Origin of the sequence: Streptomyces sp. PR69, from assembly GCF_026420845.1 — a bacterium.
Taxonomy (GTDB): domain Bacteria; phylum Actinomycetota; class Actinomycetes; order Streptomycetales; family Streptomycetaceae; genus Streptomyces.
The window spans coordinates 61,203-78,241 of record NZ_JAOWCB010000017.1; the positions used below are offsets into that span (position 1 = coordinate 61,203).

Consider the following 17,039-nt stretch of genomic DNA (forward strand, 5'->3'; position numbering starts at 1 on the left):
ACCTCCGGCACCGACTGTGACGCGTCACACCGTTACGTGTGGATCTTGGTGGACAACCCGTCCGCTGTGGATAACTCCGTCACCCGATTCAGCGATGGGGGCCCTGACCAAGCGGTCCCCTTCAGCCGCCCGGAAGCTCGAGGTCGCTCTTGTTCAGCTCCTCGATGTTCACATCCTTGAATGTCAGCACACGTACCTGCTTGACGAACCTGGCCGGGCGGTACATGTCCCAGACCCAGGCATCAGCCATCGAGACCTCGAAGAAGACCTCGCCCTGGACCGAGTGCACCTGCATCTCGTAGTCGTTGGTGAGATAGAAGCGCCGTTCGGTCTCGATCACATATTTGAACAGCCCGACGACGTCGCGGTACTCCCGGTAGAGCTTCAGCTCCATCTCGGTCTCGTACTTCTCGAGGTCCTCGGCGCTCATGGCATGTTCCCCTTCAGCCGTGCGTCCCCCCATTGTGCGTCAGCCATCCGCACCCCTAGACGATTTTCCGGGGCCAGGACTGCCGGCGTACGCGGGGGACCCCCGTCGAGCAGCGTGCGCCGCAGCTCGGCGAGCCTGGTCGGATACACCGTCTCATGCGCTGCGGACAGCGTGTCGGCGCCGTGCCACCGGCCCGTACGCCGCCCCGCCCAAGATCAGCGCCACGCCCGCCGCGATCGCCCCGACGATCAGCCGCACCGGTCCCGGCCGGGAGACCCCGCCCGGCAGCGCCGCGAAGGAGCCGGGCCGCTCCACCAGACCGCCGTCGAGCGGCCAGGCCACCGCGTCCAGCCGGGCGCTCACGGCCGACCGCGGCACGGAGCCTTCCCCGGGCTCCTGAAGATGGACGCGGGAGTCGACCGACCCCGTGCGCTCGTCGCCGAGCAGAAACAGCTGTCCCTCCGGGACCGAGGCGCTGAAGCCCTGTGGCGAGGCCGGCCCGCCGCCGCTCAGATACGGCTCCTCCACCGCCGTGCCGTTGACGGTCAGCCGCCCTTGCGCGTCGCAGCAGGCGATCTCATCGCCGCCGACGCCGACGACCCGCTTCACCATCGGCAGATCGCCCCATGTGGAGTCGGTGAAGACGACGATGTCCCCGCGTCTGACCTCGTCGCCGGATATCCGCTCCGCCAGCACCCGGTCGCCCGCCTGCACGGTCGGCGACATCGAATCCGTCGGCACGGTGTAGGGCTGGTAGACGACGGCGCCCCAGCCGAATCCGCCGAGGAAGAGCACACAGCCGACGGCCACGGCCAGCCCCGACAGCGCGCTGCCGAGGCGGCCGCGGCCGCCCGAACGTCCCGTTCCGCCCATCCCCAGCGCTCCCCGCCTCGGCGTTCTCACCGGCCCCCACGCGGCGGGCCGGAGCTCTGGGACGGCACCCTACCTGCCGGTCCTACCCGGCGGTATGCCCCGCGGCGGCCTGCCGTACGGTGCGGGCGGTCAGCCTGCGCCTGCGCCACAGCACGAGCGGCAGCGCGCCCGCCAGGCCCAGCGCCGCCGGAGCAGCCGAGGAGGCCGTGCCGAGCGACCGCGCCGCCAGCGCATTGATCCCTGGCTGATCGAAGGTGTCCGGCACCGGCAGCGTCGACCAACGGTTCACCGGCCAGGCGATCACCACGGCGCGCCCCACGACCTTGTCGACCGGGACGAAGCCGCCGTTCTTGTCCTCCATGTGGTAGCGGGAGTCCTGGGAGTTCTGACGGTGGTCGCCCATCACCCAGATCATGCCGTCCGGCACCTTGAGCGGCCCGAAGGGCTGGTCGTCGCAGGGGGTGTTGCCGGGGAAGACATAGGGCTCGTCCAGCACCTTGCCGTTGACCTTGACCGGGCCGCCCTTCTTGCACTCCACCGTGTCGCCGCCGATGGCGATCGTCCGCTTGATCAGGTCCTTCTCGTCGGCGGACGGCATCAGACCGATGAGGCTGAGGAACCGCTGGATCACGTTCGGGTCGGCCGTGGGCTCGCCCGCGAGCCAGCCGGCCGGGTCCTCGAAGACCACGACCTCGCCACGCTCGGGCTCGGAGCCGAACCACGGAGTGAGCTTGTCGACCAGCACCCGGTCACCGCGCTGCAGGGTGTTCTGCATCGAGTCCGACGGGATCGAGAATGCCTGCAGCAGAAACGTCTTGATCAGCAGCGCGAGGATCAGCGCGATACCGATCAGAAGAGGCAGCTCCTTCCAGAAGGACCGCTGCTTCTTCTGTCCCGTACCGCCGCCGTCCTTGGCCTCACCCTCACCGGACTCCTGAGGCTCTTGCGGCTCCTGCGGTTCCCTCGGCTGATCCGTCACAGCTGGGGGCTGCCTGTCCTCGGACCCATCGTGGCCGGATCGTGCACCGACTGCCACATCCCCCACATCCACTCCTCATCTCCGTGCGAAACCGTCTGCCCCACAGAAGGCGCAGACCCACCACTCCCATAACGAGCGGGAGTTCCGCAGGGCTCGGGAGCAGGACCATTCCCTTGAGATCCTGAGGTGACACCCTATGCGACACGGGCAGGGCGGCGGTCGGCCCGGAGGGCGCGTTGGGCACCGAGGCGTAGGTCTCACGCTCCTCCAGCGTGCGCCAGTGGCTCACCGGCCAGGCGATCACCACGGCGCGCCCGACGACCGAGTCCTCCGACACGGTGCCGCCCTGCTCGTCGAGGTGGAAACGGGAGTCGCCGGAGTTGGAGCGGTGGTCGCCGAGGACGAAGAACCGCCCCTGGGGCACCCGCACGTCAAACGCGATCTCGGAGGGGGCGTCTCCGGGGTTGAGGTACGGCTCGGTCAGAGGCGTTCCATTGACGGTCACGCGGCCGTCCGCATCGCAGCAGACCACCCGGTCGCCGCCCACCGCGATCACCCGCTTGATCAGATCCTGCTCGTCCTCGGACGGCAGCAGCCCGATGAAGCTCAGGACCTGTTTGATCTGTTTGATCCCGACCGGATCCTCTCCGGTCTGCTGGCTCTGCTCCTGCTGCAGCCAGCCGCCCGGGTCCTTGAACACGACGACGTCGCCGCGCTGCGGCTTGGAGCCGAACCACGGGGTCAGCTTGTCGACCAGCACCCGGTCCTGAATCCGTATGGTCTGCTCCATCGAGCCCGACGGAATGACGAACGCCTGCACCAGAAACGTCTTGAGCACCAGGGCTATCAGCAAGGCCACCACGATCAGGAGGGGTATCTCCTTCGCGGCGGAACGGCGACGCCGGCGTTTGACCTTCTGGGCCAGCCTGCGCCGCTCCGCGCGCCCCGGTAGCGCCCGTCCGCCGTCCGTGGGGCGCGTTCCGGTCGGCAGCCGGGTGTCCGCGCGGTGGCTCGCCTGCCGCCCCCGGCTACCCATCGCCGCCGCCCGGACCGCCAAGGGCCCCGCGCACGCCGCCAAAGGCCCCGCCCGCGCCGCCCGCGGAGTCCGGGACCGCGTCGAAGGCGTCCGTCCGGGCCACGGACGACCAGCGGCCCGCCGGCCAGCCGATCCAGTCCGCCCGCCCGACGACCCTGTCCACCGGCACCATTCCTCCGCCGGGCTGTCCCAGGTGGTCACGGGAGTCCTGCGATCTGCTGCGGTGGTCTCCCATCACCCAGAGCCTGCCCTGTGGTACGACGATGTCGAAAGGCACCCGGGAGGGGGCGTCGCCGGGGTGCAGATACGCCTCGTCGACCGGTACGCCGTTCACCTCGACCCTGCCCCCCTCGTCGCAGCAGACCACATGATCCCCGCCCACGCCCACCACGCGCTTCACAAAGTCGGTCTCCGCGGGCTCCGCGAGCCCCACCATGGCCAGCGCGCCGCGGGTGAAGGCGCTGACCGGGTTCTCCTCGGCGCTCTCGCGCACAAAGGACCCCCGCCCGTCGAAGACGACGACGTCCCCGCGCTCGGGCCGGTCACCGAAACGGTACGCCAGCTTGTTCACCAGCACCCGGTCCCCGACTTGGAGCGTGGGCTCCATCGAGCCGCTGGGGATCTGGAAGGGCTGGATGACGAAATGGCTCAGCAGCAGGACGAACACCGCGCAGACCGCGCCGAGCAGCCCCGTGCTGCGCCAGCTCAGCCGGTGCAGCGCCGCGCGACCCGCCGCACGGACCCTCCCGGGCCCAGAACGCCCAGCGTGCGCCGGGGGCGCAGAACGCACGGAGCGCGACCCCTCTCCCTCCTCCCCGGTCTCGGGGGCGGAAGAGCGGTCGCGCTCCGTGTGCAGTGCTTCGGTGTCCATCGGGGCCAGATGCTATCCGGCCCTGCTGTGAACGCGGTGTGAGCCAGCGGCCGACCAGGTCGGCGGCGGGGCTCAGTTCTCGCGCTTCTCCTTGATCTTCGCAGCCTTGCCGCGCAGCTCACGCAGGTAGTACAGCTTGGCACGGCGGACGTCACCGCGGGTGACGAGCTCGATCTTCTCGAAGATCGGGCTGTGCACCGGGAAGGTGCGCTCGACGCCGACGGAGAAGGAGACCTTGCGGACCGTGAAGGTCTCGCTCACACCCGCGCCCTGGCGGCGGATGACCACGCCCTTGAACTGCTGGATACGGGAGCGGTTGCCCTCGATGACGCGCACGTGGACGTTCACGGTGTCGCCGGGGCGGAAGTCGGGGACGTCGGTGCGCAGCGAAGCGGCGTTGACGTCGTCGAGCAGGTGAGCCATGGTGGTCTGCTTCCTCGCCGATGCCACAGGTCATCAGCGGAATGATCGTGATGAGAATCAGGGTGCCGTATACGCCGGGCGGGCGTCGGTCCCCCTGTGGCAGGGGCGCCGGCCGGACGCACAGCAGCGGCTCATTCTTCCACGTCCGCCCGTCTGCGCCAAAATCGGCCGCCGGGCTCCGGCTCCCAGCCCAGTATGGAGAGGATCTCCCGGTCCTTCTTGTCGAAGGCAGCGGAGTCACAGCGCTCGATCAGATCCGGCCGGTTGCGGGCGGTACGGCGGAAGGCCTCGTCCCGGCGCCAGCGTGCGATCTTCCCGTGGTGGCCGCTGAGCAGCACCTCGGGGATGGTGCGGCCGCGCCACTGGGGCGGCTTGGTGTAGACGGGGCCTTCGAGGAGGTTGGCCATCGCGCCGGGGGCGAAGGAGTCGTCGCGGTGGGATTCGGCGTTGCCGAGGACGCCGGGCAGCAGCCGGGCCACGGCTTCGGTGATGACCAGGACGGCCGCCTCGCCGCCCGCCAGCACATAGTCGCCGATCGACACCTCGTACACCGGCATCCGGGTGGCGTACTCGTCGATGACCCGGCGGTCGATGCCCTCGTACCGGGCGGGGGTGAAGATCAGCCACGGCTTCCGGGAGAGCTCGACCGCGACCTCCTGGGTGAAGGGGCGGCCGCTCGGCGTGGGGACGACGAGGACGGGCTCGCGGGCGCCGGACTCATAGCCGTCGGCGAGGGTCTGGTCGAGCGCCTCGCCCCAGGGCTCGGTCTTCATCACCATGCCGGGGCCGCCGCCGTAGGGGGTGTCGTCGACGGTGCTGTGCCGGTCGTACGTCCAGTCCCGCAGGTCGTGGACGTGGACATCGAGCTGGCCGCGGGCGCGGGCCTTGCCGACGAGCGAGACGTTCAGCGGCTCCAGATACTCGGGGAAGATCGTGACGACGTCGAGCCGCATCAGTTCCCGCCCTCGTCCGCCGGAGCAGCGTCCGCCGGGGCGGCGTCCGCCGTCCTGGTGGACGCGATCTCCGCCTGGCTGTCGTCGATGAGACCGGGCGGCGGGGTGATGACGGCCCGCTGCTCTTCGAGATCGATCTCGGCGACGATCTCCTCGACGAACGGGATCATGACCTCGCTGCCGTCGGGGCGCTCCACGATGAACAGATCCTGCGACGGCAGATGCGAGATCTCGGTGATCCGCCCGACGGCCGTCCCGTCGGCGAGGACGACGTCCAGATCCATGAGCTGGTGGTCGTAGTACTCGTCGGGGTCCTCGGGAAGCTCGTCCGGGTCGACCTCCGCGATGAGGAGGGTGTTGCGCAGCGCCTCCGCGGCGTTGCGGTCGCGTACGCCCTCGAAGCGCAGCAGCAGCCTGCCGCTGTGCACCCGGCCGGACTCGATGGTCAGCGGGCCGGCAGAGGCCGGCTCGGTGGCCAGTACGGCGCCGGGGCCGAGCCTCAGCTCCGGCTCGTCGGTCCGCACCTCGACGGTGACCTCGCCCTTGATGCCATGGGCGCGGCCGATCCGCGCGACTACCAACTGCACGCTCAATGCTCCTGTCATACGACGACGGGCCGGGGCGGGCCCATAGGCCCTCCCCGGCCCGTGCCGGCGCTTCTCAAGGCAGAACAGCCAACTGCTCAGCGGACCTGGTCCACGTCGACGAGGTCGACGCGGATGCCGCGGCCGCCGATGGCACCGACGACGGTGCGCAGGGCACGTGCGGTGCGGCCGTTGCGGCCGATCACCTTACCGAGATCGTCGGGGTGGACCCGGACCTCGAGCACGCGTCCGCGGCGCAGATTGCGCGAGGCCACATGGACGTCGTCCGGGTAGTCGACGATGCCCTTCACGAGGTGCTCGAGAGCCTCCTCGAGCATGCTCAGGCCTCGGTCGACTCGGTGGACTCGGCCGCCTCAGCAGCCTCGTCCGCCTTCTTGTCGGCCTTCTTGGCCTTGGGGGTGATGGCCTCGCCCTTGGCCTCGTCGCCCTCAAAGGCCTTGGTGAAGGCCTCGAACGCGGCGCGCTTGTCCTTCGGCTCGGCGACCTTCAGCGGCTCGGGAGCCGGCAGGCCCTTGTGCTTCTGCCAGTCGCCGGTGAGCTTCAGAATCGCGAGGACCGGCTCGGTCGGCTGGGCGCCGACGGACAGCCAGTACTGCGCGCGCTCCGAGTTGACCTCGATGCGGGAGGGGTTCTGCACCGGGTGGTACAGGCCGATCTCCTCGATGGCCCGGCCGTCACGGCGGGTACGGGAGTCGGCGACGACGATGCGGTAGTGAGGCGAACGGATCTTGCCCAGACGCTTCAGCTTGATCTTGACTGCCACGGGAGTGGTGTCTCCTGGTGTTGACGTGGTGGGGCACAACGAGATGCCACGTGGGGTTGCGGTACTCGGGGTGCCCGATGGACGCGCCAGCCGGAGGCGAGAGGGGTCCTGTGCGGCTGTCGAGTACAGCTAGCCATTGTGCCACACCGCGGCGGGGCGCACCGGCCCACCCCCGCAGCCGGCCCACCCCCGCAGCCGGTCCGCACCCCCAGCCGGTTCGAGTCCGGCACGGGGCACGGGGCGCGGGCGCGGGTCAGCCAGCCGCGCCCACGGTCTCCGGAATCCGGAAGGGTTTGCCGCAGCCGCCGCAGACGATCGGCGCCTGGGCCAGCACCGAGGGGACGACCCTGACATTGCGCCCGCAGTCGCACACGGCCTTCACTCGCACGCCGCCGCCCGACGAGCCGTGCCGGGCGGCCGGACCGCGGAAGGAGCGTTTGGTGTCGGCGGCCGTGGCGGCCGTATGCGCCCGCAGGGCGCGCTGCAGTCTCTCGATCGTGGACCGATAGCGCCGCTTCGCCTCGGGGTTGAGCGTCACCAGCGAGAAACCGCTGCTTGGATGCGGCTCCTCCGGATGGTCCAGACCCATCTCCTCGGCGATCGCCAGGAATCGGCGGTTGTGGTAGCGGCCGGCGCGCGAAGTGTCGCGGACGCCGCGCGCGGCGGCGATGCCATGGACTGCCTCATGGAGCAGCCGCTCGAAGGAGAGCTCCGCGCCGCATGCGGACGAGGACTCTCCGATCAGGGACTCTGGCGCAGCGAGATCCGGCAGCTCGGGGTGGTGCCGTTGAATGTCGGCCCACGCCTGCGCCAGCTCCGCTGCGAGAACAGGTGGTGTCGTGCTCACGTCGTGATAACGAGCCGCAGCGCTCACGGGTTCCATTCCGGGGCATCTCAAATAATTTGCACGTACCCGTCAGTTTCCATTGAGCCAACACAGCTCCCACCAAGGTGGTACGTACCTGACAGCGCCGAGGACGGCCGCCGGCGCCCGCCTCGTGTTCCGTACGCTCAGTAGGCGCGCGCCACGACGGCGACCGCGCCGGGCTCGTCGTCCGACGCCGGCACGGAACCGTCCTCCGCGATCAGGCAGCGTACCGACACAGCCTGCTCCGCGAGGACGGCCTCACCCTCCTGGCCCAAAGTCGCCCACGGAATCCGGGCCCAGCCTCCGGCGTTCGCCGCCTCCGCGGCCTCCGCGAGCGTGGAGACATCGCTGGTCCGCGCCTCGCGACGGTCCCGGGACTGCCGCAGCAGCAGCGCCTGGTCCTCTTCGAGGATCTTCGGGAGCAGTTCGGCCAGCGACTCGATGCTCACCGGCTCCTTCCCGCCGGGAATCCGGCGGGCCAGCATCGCGTTCCCGGCCGCCAGATCGCGCGGACCGACCTCGATCCGCACCGGGACGCCCTTGAGCTCCCAGTCCACGGCCCGGCGGCCGAACGGGGTGTCCGTGCGGTCGTCGACCTGCACCCGCACCCCCGCCGCCGTCAGCCGGTCGCCGATCTCACGGACCTTGGCGAGCACCGCGTCGTCGCCCCTGACAGCCAGCACCACCGCCTGGACCGGGGCGAGACGCGGCGGGACCCGCAGTCCGGCGTCATCGCCATGGGACATGATCAGCCCGCCGACCATCCGGGTGGAGGAGCCCCAGGAGGTCTGCCAGGCGAGCTCCTGCTTGCCTTCCTTGGACAGATACGTGGTGTTGAACGCCTTGGAGAAGTTGGTCCCCAGCTCATGGCTGGTACCCATCTGCAGGGCCTTGCCGTCGCCCATCATCCCTTCCAGGGTGAGGGTGTTGATGGCTCCCGCGAACCGCTCACGCGGCGTCTTGCGGCCCAGCACCACGTCGATCGCCAGCACATTCACCATGAAGTCCGCATAGACGTTCCGGTGGATATGGGCCGCATAGTCGCGTGCTTCCTCGTACGTGGCATGGGCGGTGTGCCCCTCCTGCCACAGGAACTCCGTGGTACGCAGGAAGACGCGCGGGCGCATCTCCCAACGGACCACATTCGCCCACTGGTTGATCAGCAGGGGCAGATCCCGGTAGCTCTGCACCCACTTCGAGAAATAGTCATTGATGATCGTCTCGGAGGTGGGCCGTACGACGACGGGCTCCTCCAGCTCCTTGCCGCCGCCGTGCGTGACCACGGCCAGCTCAGGCGCGAATCCCTCGACGTGCTCAGCTTCCCGCGTCAGGTAAGACTGGGGGATGAAGAGCGGGAAGTAGGCGTTCGAAGCGCCCGCCTCCTTGATGCGGGCGTCCATCTCCTGCTGCATCCGCTCCCACAGACCGTATCCGTACGGCCGGATGACCATGGTGCCGCGCACCGGGCCGTTGTCCGCCAGCTCGGCCTTGTTGATCAAGTCCTGGTACCAGCGTGGGAAGTCTTCCGCCTGGGGCGTGAGAACGGGTGCCTTAGCCATGGCGCGCATCGTACGGCGAGAAGCGCCGGGAAAGGGAATCAGGAGGGAAGCAGGCGGCTCAACCGGGGCGCACGCCCGGGGCACGAAGGAATCGCACACACCCTCTGGACGCGGAGAGGCATGCGGAGTTCTCTGGCATACAGGGGGAGGACACCGGGGGGAGCGCAACGCACGCACACGGGGGCTGATCTCACGTCGGCTCGTCAGCTTGTCGGATTGAGGCGCTTTCGATGACTCCTACGCTCGTCCAGCACCGCCAGGACTTCCAGCACCGTCGGCACGGCGGGCACGACACGGCGGCGCAGACCGCGGCGCACGCATCCGCCGCCGTGGCCGCCGCGCGCGACTGGGCCGAGATCCAGGAACGGATGCTGGCGCCGCTGTACGAGGCGGTGTACGAGCGCCTGGAGGTCGGCCCCGGGACCAGAGTGCTGGGCCTGGGCTGCGGCTCCGGGCTGGCGCTGCTGCTCGCCGCGGCGCGCGGGGCGTCGGTGACCGGTGTGGACACGGACTGCGAGCGGCTGGCGCTGGCGCGGCAGCGGCTGGATTCCGCCGGAGACACAGGCGACGGCGGGGACGGCGGACGGGTCCGCGCCGTGCTCGTGGAGGGGGAAGCGGCGGACGCGGCATCGGCGGGCCCCTATGACGTGATCACCGCGTTTCACCCGATCGGGTGTACGGCCGGTGACTGCGAGGCGCTCGTTCCGGAACTCGAAGCAGCCGTGCGGGCGGCGCATCGCGGAGCCGCCGTCGTGCTCACCGGCTGGGGGCCGCCGGAGCGCTGCGCCACCTCCGGAGTCCTGCGGGTGGCCCGCCGGCTGACGGAACGTCTCCGCACCGGGGACGGCCGCCCCGGCGGCGCCTGGCGCCCCGCCCTGCGCGACGACCTGGAGGACGTCGCCGCCAAGGCCGGTCTGCTGCCGGACGGCTCGGGCCGGGTGGCCTGCCCCTTCGGTTACGCGGACGCCGGCAGCGCGGTGCGGGGGCTGCTGTCGACAGGGCTCTACGCGGAGGCGGTGCGGGCGACCGACCAGGCGCAGGTGCGGAAGGAGATCGACGAGGCGCTGGGGCCGCATCGGCGGGGGGACGGGACGGTGTGGATGCCGAATGTCTTCCGCTATCTGATCACCCGGACGGCCTGACCGCCCGAACACGGCCGCAACCCTGTTGCCCCGCCCCGTACAGCGGCAGCTCCGCGCCGCAGACACCGCCGCCCGCGCGGAACGCGGGACGGGGACTGACCCGCTGAACGCCGGGGGGGCGGGGCGGGGACGGCACACCCCCTGAGCGCCCAGAGCGGTCCGGCCCAGGGGCTCAGGCAGGGCTCAGGGCTCCTGGTCCTTCGACAGACGGGGGATGCCCGCGGCGGCGTAGGCGGCCTCCTCTTCGAGGGTTTCGTTCTGCAGGAGCGCCTCCGCCAGAGCGTCCAGGCGGTCCCGGTTGTCGCGCAGCTGACGGCACGCGCTCTCGTAGCACTCGTCGACGATCCGCCGCATCTCCGCGTCCACCGCATCCAGCGTCCCCGGCGCCGCCGACAGCCCGTACGCCTGCTGCGCATCGCCCGGAATCGCCGTCAGCCGCCCCACCCGGTCGCTCATCCCCCACCGCCCGACCATCCCCCGCGCCAGCACGGTCACCTGCTCCAGGTCGCTCTCCGACCCCGTGGTCACCACGCCGAAGACCACTTCCTCCGCCGCCATCCCGCCCAGCGCCCCCACGATGCGGCCGCGCAGATACTCCTCGGTGTACGCGTACCGGTCGGCCTCCGGCGTGGAGAGCGTCACGCCAAGCGCCCGGCCCCGCGGCACGATGGTCACCTTGCGTACGGGGTCCGCGCCCGGCTGGAGCATGCCGAGCAGGGCGTGGCCGCTCTCGTGGTACGCCGTGCGGCGGCGTTCCGCGGGCGGCATCACCAAGGGCCGCTCCGCGCCGAGTTGGACCTTCTCCAGAGCCTCCGACAGATCCGACTGGGTCACCTCGTGCCGCCCCCGCTTGACCGCGAGCAGCGCCGCCTCGTTCGCCAGATTGGCCAGATCCGCGCCCGTCATCCCGGGGGTGGTGCGCGCGACCTGCGCCAGGTCGACGCCTGCGTCGAGCGGAATGTAACGGGTGTGGATGCGCAGGATCGCCTCACGCCCGCCCCGGTCCGGCGGGCTGACGTTCACCGTGCGGTCGAAGCGGCCCGGCCGGGTCAGCGCCGGGTCCAGCACATCGGCGCGGTTGGTCGCCGCGACCACGACCACCCCCTCAGAACCGGTGAACCCGTCCATCTCCGTGAGGATCTGGTTCAGCGTCTGTTCCCGCTCGTCATGGCCGCCCATCGCCGCGCCGCCGCCCCGCGCGCGCCCGATGGTGTCGATCTCGTCGATAAAGATGATCGCGGGGGCCACCTTGCGCGCCTCGGCGAAGAGCTCCCGGACCCGCGACGCCCCCACGCCCACGATCATCTCGATGAACTCCGACGCCGACGCCGAGAAGAACGGCACCCCCGCCTCGCCCGCCACCGCCCGCGCCAGCAGCGTCTTCCCGGTCCCCGGCGGCCCGGACAGCAGCACCCCGCCGGGCATTCGCGCGCCCATCCGCCGGTAGGCGTCGGGGTTCTTGAGGAAGTCGACGACGTCGTTCAGCTCGGCCTGCACCTCGTCGATGCCCGCCACATCGGCGAACGTGGTGCGCCTGCCGGTCTCCAGCTGGACGGGTCTGGGCGGCTCCTTGCGGCCCAGCATCCCTCCGGCGCCGCCCAGCCGCGACGCCATCCGCCGTGTGATGAACACCCACAGCGCGACCAGCAGCAGGATCGGCGCGAGAGAGATCAGCAGATTGGTCAGCAGGCTCGGTTCCTCGAACACCGGCTCCGCCGTGACCACGACGTCCTGCCGGGTCAGCTGCGCCCACAGATCGTCTTCGGCGAAGGCGGGCCGCTGGGTGGTAAACCGGTCATAGGTGCCGTCGTCGCCGTTGGGCACCGGTGCGGCCTGCTTCAGATCGCCCTGGATCTGATCGCCCTTGGCGTAGATCCGCTCCACATTGCCGGCCTCGACCTGCCTGCCGAACTCCGTATACGAGACCGTCGTCGGCTCGTCGTCCCCCATCAGCGACAGCACCAGATTGGTCAGCAGGAAGACCGCGACCACCGCGATCAGCAGCCCGCCCCAGCCGCCCGGCAGCTTCCTCTTCGGCGGGGACGGCGGCGGCGCGCCCTCGGAGCGCCACGGCTGATCCGGGCGGTCGCGTGGGGGTACGGAGTTGGCCACGCCGGCTGCCCTCCTCTGCGCGGACACCTGTGCCCATCTCCCCACAGGTGCGGGTCCGCCGCCAGTCAGCGGCGTCCAACGGCGGGCCTCCGTGGGTGCACCCCCCCCCCGCGGGCACGCCAAGGGCCCGCGGCCGCCCTTCCCGGCCACGGGCCCATGTCGCGGACGGTCAGCCCATGAACTTCTTGAACTCGTCCGGCAGCTCGAAGTCCTTGCCCGGCTGCCCGGCCGGCAGGCCGAACGCCCCGCCCTGCTGCTGCGCGGCCTGCCGACGCGCCGCGGCGGCCTGTTCCTCGGCCTTGCGCTTCATCGGGTTGCCGCTCTTGCGCTTGCCCTTGGCCTGCTTCTGCTGCTTCTTCTGGCGGCCGGGACCGCCCCCCATCCCGGGAATGCCCGGCATTCCCGGCATGCCGCCGCCCTGGGCCATGCGCGACATCATCTTGCGCGCCTCGAAGAACCGCTCCACCAGGTTCTTCACCGCGCTGACGTCCACGCCCGAACCGCGGGCGATACGGGCCCGGCGCGAGCCGTTGATGATCGTCGGGTCATCGCGCTCGCCCGGGGTCATCGACTTGATGATCGCGGCGGTGCGGTCGACATCGCGCTCGTCGATGCTGTTGATCTGGTCCTTCATCTGGGCCATGCCGGGCAGCATGCCGAGGAGCTTGCTGATGGAGCCCATCTTGCGGACCTGCTCCATCTGGGCCAGGAAGTCGTCCAGCGTGAAGTCCTTGCCCTTGCTGGACGCCAGCTTGGAGGCCATCTTGGCGGCCTCTTCCTGGCTGAAGGTCTGCTCGGCCTTCTCGATCAGGCTGAGCATGTCGCCCATGCCGAGGATGCGGGACGCCATGCGGTCCGGGTGGAACGCGTCGAAGTCGTCCAGCTTCTCGCCGTTGGAGGCGAACATGATCTGGCGGCCGGTGACATGCGCGATCGACAGGGCCGCGCCGCCGCGGGCGTCGCCGTCGAGCTTGGAGAGGACGACACCGTCGAAGCCGACGCCGTCGCGGAAGGCCTCGGCGGTGTTGACGGCGTCCTGACCGATCATCGCGTCGACGATGAAAAGGATCTCGTCCGGCTGGACCGCGTCACGGATGTCCGCAGCCTGCTGCATCATCTCCTGGTCGATGCCCAGGCGACCGGCGGTGTCGACGATGACGACGTCGTATTGCTTGGTGCGCGCGTACTCGATGGAGTCCTTCGCGACCTGCACCGGGTCGCCCACGCCATTGCCCGGCTCCGGCGCGTAGACGCCGACGCCGGCCCGCTCCGCGACGACGGAGAGCTGGTTGACGGCGTTGGGCCGCTGAAGGTCACAGGCGACGAGCAGCGGGGAGTGCCCCTGGCCTTTGAGCCACTGGCCGAGCTTTCCGGCGAGGGTGGTCTTGCCGGCGCCCTGCAGACCGGCCAGCATGATCACGGTCGGCGGCTGCTTGGCGAACCGGAGCCGGCGGGTCTCGCCGCCGAGGATGCCGATCAGCTCTTCGTTGACGATCTTGATGACCTGCTGGGCGGGATTGAGCGCCTTGGAGACCTCGGCGCCCGTCGCGCGTTCCTTGATCTGCTTGATGAAGGCCCGGACGACCGGGAGCGCGACATCCGCCTCCAGCAGCGCGATGCGGATCTCGCGGGCGGTGGCGTCGATGTCCGCCTCGGAGAGCTTCCCTTTGCCACGGAGATTTTTGAAGGTGGCTGCAAGGCGATCGGAGAGGGTATCGAACACGGCGGTCGCGGATCCTCGGGTCTAGGGAGCAGGCGGGCAGTCGGACTCAAGGGTATCCGGCCGTGCAAGAGAAGTGCCCTCGCCCGCCGGAACTGGCGGGCGAGGGCATCAGCCCCGCGTGCGCGGGGAGCACGTAACCACGCTGGGCGCGAGCGCCGTCGACGCGGGATCACCCCCGCTGACGCGGGGAGCGCTGCTGCTTGTCCAAGGCGCCGGAGACATCTGGGTCACGCTCAGGACAACGCCTTCTGCACCCTGCTTGCCACCTCAGCCGCCTCCACAGCCGACAGCGGGGCGCCGTCCAGTGATGTCACGTACACCGTGTCGACGGCATTGGCACCCAGCGTGCTCACGTGCGCGCTCCGCACCCGCACATCCGCCCCCTCCAGCGCCCGCCCGATCCGGTGCAGCAGCCCAGGAGCGTCCTGGGCCCGCACCTCCAGCACCGTCGCCCGCGCCGCCGACCCCGCAGGGGCGACCGTCACGCGCGGCGGGGGCGCCTGGAGCCCTCGCCGTCTCGGGTACGCGGCGTCCCGCTCCGCCAGCCGGGCCGCCACGTCCAGGGACCCTTCCAGCACCCGTACGAGATCGGCGCGCAGCCGCGCGGCCTGCGGGAGCGACCCGTACTCGGCCGCCACACGCCAGTTCAGCACCAGGACAGGGGGCCCGGCGGCGCCCATCGCGTCCAGCTCGATGGCCCGCAGGTCAGCCGACCGCACCGTCAGCCGGTGCAGCGCCAGCACCCCGGCGACGGCCGGGAGAACACCCGTCTGGTCCGGCAGGGCGATCAGCAGCTCCACGCCCACCGGCTCGGGCCCGTCGTCCTGCGGGGCCGCCTCGGCGTGCAGGCTCAGCACTGGCTCCCTGGTGCGCAGCGCCTCCACGGCCAGCCGCTCCTCCTCGGCGCTGGGCGCCGCTACCGCCGCGACCGGCGGGGCGTCCCCGGCGAGCGCGCCCGCCACCCGTTGGACCAGGTCCGCGACCAGGGAGGCGCGCCACGAGGACCAGGCGGCGGGCCCGGTGGCCAGTGCGTCGGCCTCGGTGAGGGCGTGCAGCAGCTCCAGGGTGCCCGCGGAGCCGACGGCCTCGGCGACGGAGGCGACGGTCGCGGGGTCGTCCAGGTCGCGCCGGGTGGCGGTGTCGATCAGCAGCAGATGGTGTCGTACGAGAGTGGCGACGACGGCCACGTCCGCGGTGTCGAAGCCGATCCGGGCGGCGACGTCGCGGGCGATGACCTCGCCCGCCACGGAGTGGTCCCCGGGCCAGCCCTTGCCGATGTCGTGCAGCAGGGCGGCGACCAGCAGCAGGTCGGGGCGGCCGACGCGCCGGGTCAGCGAGGCGGCGCGGACGGCGGTCTCGACGAGATGCCGGTCGACGGTGAAGGTGTGCACGGGGTTGCGCTGGGGCCGGCACCGTACGCGTTCCCAGTCGGGCAGCAGCCGGGTGATCAGCCCTTCGGCCTCCAGCGCCTCCCATACGGGCACGGCCGCCTCGCCCGCGCCGAGGAGGGTGACCAGCTCTTCCCGGGCCTCGGCGGGCCAGGGCACGGGGAGGGGCCGGGCGGCGGCGGAGAGGCGGCGGGCGGTGTGCAGGGAGAGGGGCAGTCCGGACTGGGCGGCGGCCGCGGCGGCGCGCAGCGGCAGCACCGGGTCGCGCTCCGGCCGGGCGGCACGCGCCAGCACGGCTTCGCCTTCCTGCTCGACGACGCCTTCGGCGAGCGGGCTGCGCTCCGGCTGCGGGGTGCGCCCGCCGGTGATCAGCGCACGGAGCCGGGGCCGAGCCGAGCGGGCCTTGAGGACCCGGCCGACCTCGCGCCAGGTGACGTCGGAGGCGTACGAGACGGTGCGGGCCGCTTCGTACACCTGGCGGAGCAGGGCGTCGGCGTCGAGCAGGCCGAGCGCTTCGGCGACCTGGTCCTGTTCCTGGAGGGCGAGGCGGTCGGTGGCGCGTCCGGTGGCCAGATGCAGCGCGTCGCGGGCGTCGAGGAGCTGCCTGCGCGCTTCGGCGAGCCCTTCGCGGGGCGCGTCGGCGAGCCAGGAGGCGGCGACGGCGCGCAGTGCGGTGGCGTCGCGCAGCCCGCCGCGGGCCTCCTTGAGATCGGGCTCCAGCAGGAACTGCAGTTCACCCTGGCGCTCTGCGCGTTCACAGCAGAGTTCACGCAGTTCGGGCAGGCGTTTGGGGGCCTGGTTGCGCCAGTCGGCGAGGACGGCGGTGCGCAGTCCGGCGACCATGCCGAGGTCTCCCGCGACCTGGCGGGCGTCGAGCAGCCCGAGTTGGACTTTGAGGTCCTCACCCGCGGTTTTGCGGGCTTCGGCAGGGGTGCGTACGGAGTGGTCCAGGGCCAGGCCGAGGTCCCAGACGGGGTACCAGATGCGGTCGGCGAGGGCGGCGAGCCGGCCGGGGTCGGCCGAGCCGTCGGTGAGCAGCAGCAGGTCGAGGTCGCTGCGCGGGGACAGCTCGCCCCGGCCGTAGCCGCCGACGGCGACCAGTGCGGCGCCGTGGACGCCGGTGTCCTCGGCGGCGGCGGCGGTGAAGAGTGCGGCCAGCCAGGAGTCGGTGAGTTCGGCGAGGGCGGCACGGCGCGGCGGCCCGGGCCGCGCCTTCTCGGTGAGGAGGCGCAGCCGGGCCGCCGCGTAGCCGCTGGGTCCCGAGTCTTCCGCTTCGGCAGTGAGATCGAGGCTCGTCACCCAGCAGCTCCTTTT

Annotated in this window: 16 protein-coding genes and 1 pseudogene; 1 reads left to right on the forward strand and 16 read right to left on the reverse strand. The window is 71.1% G+C overall.

The features are described 5' to 3' along the window. Positions 1–121: 121 nt before the first annotated feature. The 13 genes and pseudogenes from OF819_RS18045 to proS form a co-directional block, all read right to left on the reverse strand. Positions 122–430 carry a DUF2469 domain-containing protein gene (locus OF819_RS18045; protein WP_003965949.1) on the reverse strand — a complete coding sequence of 103 codons (309 nt, stop codon included), beginning with the start codon at positions 428–430 and terminating at the stop codon, positions 122–124. A 65-nt stretch (positions 431–495) separates the two neighbouring features. Continuing rightward, positions 496–603: pseudogene (locus tag OF819_RS18050) on the reverse strand (DNA mismatch repair protein MutT); the annotation flags it as partial. Next, a complete protein-coding gene (lepB, locus tag OF819_RS18055) occupies positions 584–1,303 on the reverse strand; it encodes a signal peptidase I (RefSeq protein WP_267244600.1) in 720 nt (239 codons plus the stop codon). The pseudogene OF819_RS18050 and the gene lepB (OF819_RS18055), both read right to left, overlap by 20 nt. Before the next feature lie 82 nt (positions 1,304–1,385). Beyond that, positions 1,386–2,339 (reverse strand): signal peptidase I, encoded by a 954-nt coding sequence (lepB, locus tag OF819_RS18060; RefSeq protein ID WP_267244601.1) that lies wholly within the window; start codon positions 2,337–2,339, stop codon positions 1,386–1,388. After that, positions 2,227–3,318, reverse strand: a complete 1,092-nt coding sequence (lepB, locus tag OF819_RS18065; RefSeq protein WP_267244602.1) for a signal peptidase I — start codon at positions 3,316–3,318, stop codon at positions 2,227–2,229. Before lepB (OF819_RS18065) ends, lepB (OF819_RS18060) begins: the two co-directional genes overlap by 113 nt. Further along, complete coding sequence (lepB, locus tag OF819_RS18070; protein ID WP_267244603.1) at positions 3,311–4,189, reverse strand: signal peptidase I; 879 nt, start codon at positions 4,187–4,189, stop codon at positions 3,311–3,313. Before lepB (OF819_RS18070) ends, lepB (OF819_RS18065) begins: the two co-directional genes overlap by 8 nt. Positions 4,190–4,261: 72 nt before the next feature. After that, positions 4,262–4,612, reverse strand: a complete 351-nt coding sequence (gene rplS / locus OF819_RS18075; RefSeq protein WP_267244604.1) for a 50S ribosomal protein L19 — start codon at positions 4,610–4,612, stop codon at positions 4,262–4,264. Positions 4,613–4,743: 131 nt separating this feature from the next. After that, on the reverse strand, positions 4,744–5,565 hold the full coding sequence (gene trmD, locus OF819_RS18080) for a tRNA (guanosine(37)-N1)-methyltransferase TrmD (RefSeq protein WP_267244605.1): 822 nt from the start codon (positions 5,563–5,565) through the stop codon (positions 4,744–4,746). Next, positions 5,565–6,152 carry a ribosome maturation factor RimM gene (gene rimM / locus OF819_RS18085; protein ID WP_267244606.1) on the reverse strand — a complete coding sequence of 196 codons (588 nt, stop codon included), beginning with the start codon at positions 6,150–6,152 and terminating at the stop codon, positions 5,565–5,567. The genes trmD and rimM overlap by 1 nt, the downstream gene beginning before the upstream one ends. Before the next feature lie 95 nt (positions 6,153–6,247). Next, positions 6,248–6,487: an RNA-binding protein gene (locus OF819_RS18090; RefSeq protein WP_240136832.1), complete on the reverse strand. Its 240-nt coding sequence runs from the start codon at positions 6,485–6,487 to the stop codon at positions 6,248–6,250. Positions 6,488–6,489: 2 nt separating this feature from the next. After that, on the reverse strand, positions 6,490–6,933 hold the full coding sequence (gene rpsP / locus OF819_RS18095; protein WP_267244607.1) for a 30S ribosomal protein S16: 444 nt from the start codon (positions 6,931–6,933) through the stop codon (positions 6,490–6,492). A gap of 253 nt (positions 6,934–7,186) precedes the next feature. Further along, the gene (locus OF819_RS18100; protein WP_416370565.1) at positions 7,187–7,816 is read right to left on the reverse strand and encodes a hypothetical protein; all 630 of its coding nucleotides are present in this window, start codon (positions 7,814–7,816) and stop codon (positions 7,187–7,189) included. 128 nt (positions 7,817–7,944) lie between these two features. Beyond that, positions 7,945–9,360 (reverse strand): proline--tRNA ligase, encoded by a 1,416-nt coding sequence (gene proS, locus OF819_RS18105; RefSeq protein WP_267244609.1) that lies wholly within the window; start codon positions 9,358–9,360, stop codon positions 7,945–7,947. Between the two features lie 230 nt (positions 9,361–9,590). On the opposite strand from proS, the gene OF819_RS18110 reads away from it, so the two are divergent. After that, positions 9,591–10,502 carry a class I SAM-dependent methyltransferase gene (locus tag OF819_RS18110; RefSeq protein WP_416370566.1) on the forward strand — a complete coding sequence of 304 codons (912 nt, stop codon included), beginning with the start codon at positions 9,591–9,593 and terminating at the stop codon, positions 10,500–10,502. 183 nt (positions 10,503–10,685) lie between these two features. Here the strand turns inward: OF819_RS18110 and ftsH are convergent, their stop codons facing one another. From ftsH to OF819_RS18125, 3 genes are all read right to left on the reverse strand, one after another. Next, complete coding sequence (gene ftsH / locus OF819_RS18115) at positions 10,686–12,614, reverse strand: ATP-dependent zinc metalloprotease FtsH (protein ID WP_267244610.1); 1,929 nt, start codon at positions 12,612–12,614, stop codon at positions 10,686–10,688. A gap of 169 nt (positions 12,615–12,783) precedes the next feature. After that, positions 12,784–14,337 carry a signal recognition particle protein gene (gene ffh, locus OF819_RS18120; protein ID WP_267244611.1) on the reverse strand — a complete coding sequence of 518 codons (1,554 nt, stop codon included), beginning with the start codon at positions 14,335–14,337 and terminating at the stop codon, positions 12,784–12,786. Positions 14,338–14,570: 233 nt separating this feature from the next. Continuing rightward, a complete protein-coding gene (locus OF819_RS18125; RefSeq protein ID WP_267244612.1) occupies positions 14,571–17,024 on the reverse strand; it encodes a [protein-PII] uridylyltransferase in 2,454 nt (817 codons plus the stop codon). Positions 17,025–17,039: the final 15 nt, after the last annotated feature.

What these genes read in the sequence shown, in the direction of transcription:
- OF819_RS18045 (WP_003965949.1), bottom strand. Translation starts at nt 430, where the DNA reads ATGAGCGCCGAGGACCTCGAGAAGTACGAGACCGAGATGGAGCTGAAG.
- lepB (WP_267244600.1), bottom strand. Translation starts at nt 1,303, where the DNA reads ATGGGCGGAACGGGACGTTCGGGCGGCCGCGGCCGCCTCGGCAGCGCG.
- lepB (WP_267244602.1), bottom strand. Translation starts at nt 3,318, where the DNA reads ATGGGTAGCCGGGGGCGGCAGGCGAGCCACCGCGCGGACACCCGGCTG.
- lepB (WP_267244603.1), bottom strand. Translation starts at nt 4,189, where the DNA reads ATGGACACCGAAGCACTGCACACGGAGCGCGACCGCTCTTCCGCCCCC.
- rplS (WP_267244604.1), bottom strand. Translation starts at nt 4,612, where the DNA reads ATGGCTCACCTGCTCGACGACGTCAACGCCGCTTCGCTGCGCACCGAC.
- trmD (WP_267244605.1), bottom strand. Translation starts at nt 5,565, where the DNA reads ATGCGGCTCGACGTCGTCACGATCTTCCCCGAGTATCTGGAGCCGCTG.
- OF819_RS18090 (WP_240136832.1), bottom strand. Translation starts at nt 6,487, where the DNA reads ATGCTCGAGGAGGCTCTCGAGCACCTCGTGAAGGGCATCGTCGACTAC.
- OF819_RS18100 (WP_416370565.1), bottom strand. Translation starts at nt 7,816, where the DNA reads ATGGAACCCGTGAGCGCTGCGGCTCGTTATCACGACGTGAGCACGACA.
- proS (WP_267244609.1), bottom strand. Translation starts at nt 9,360, where the DNA reads ATGGCTAAGGCACCCGTTCTCACGCCCCAGGCGGAAGACTTCCCACGC.
- OF819_RS18110 (WP_416370566.1), top strand. Translation starts at nt 9,591, where the DNA reads ATGACTCCTACGCTCGTCCAGCACCGCCAGGACTTCCAGCACCGTCGG.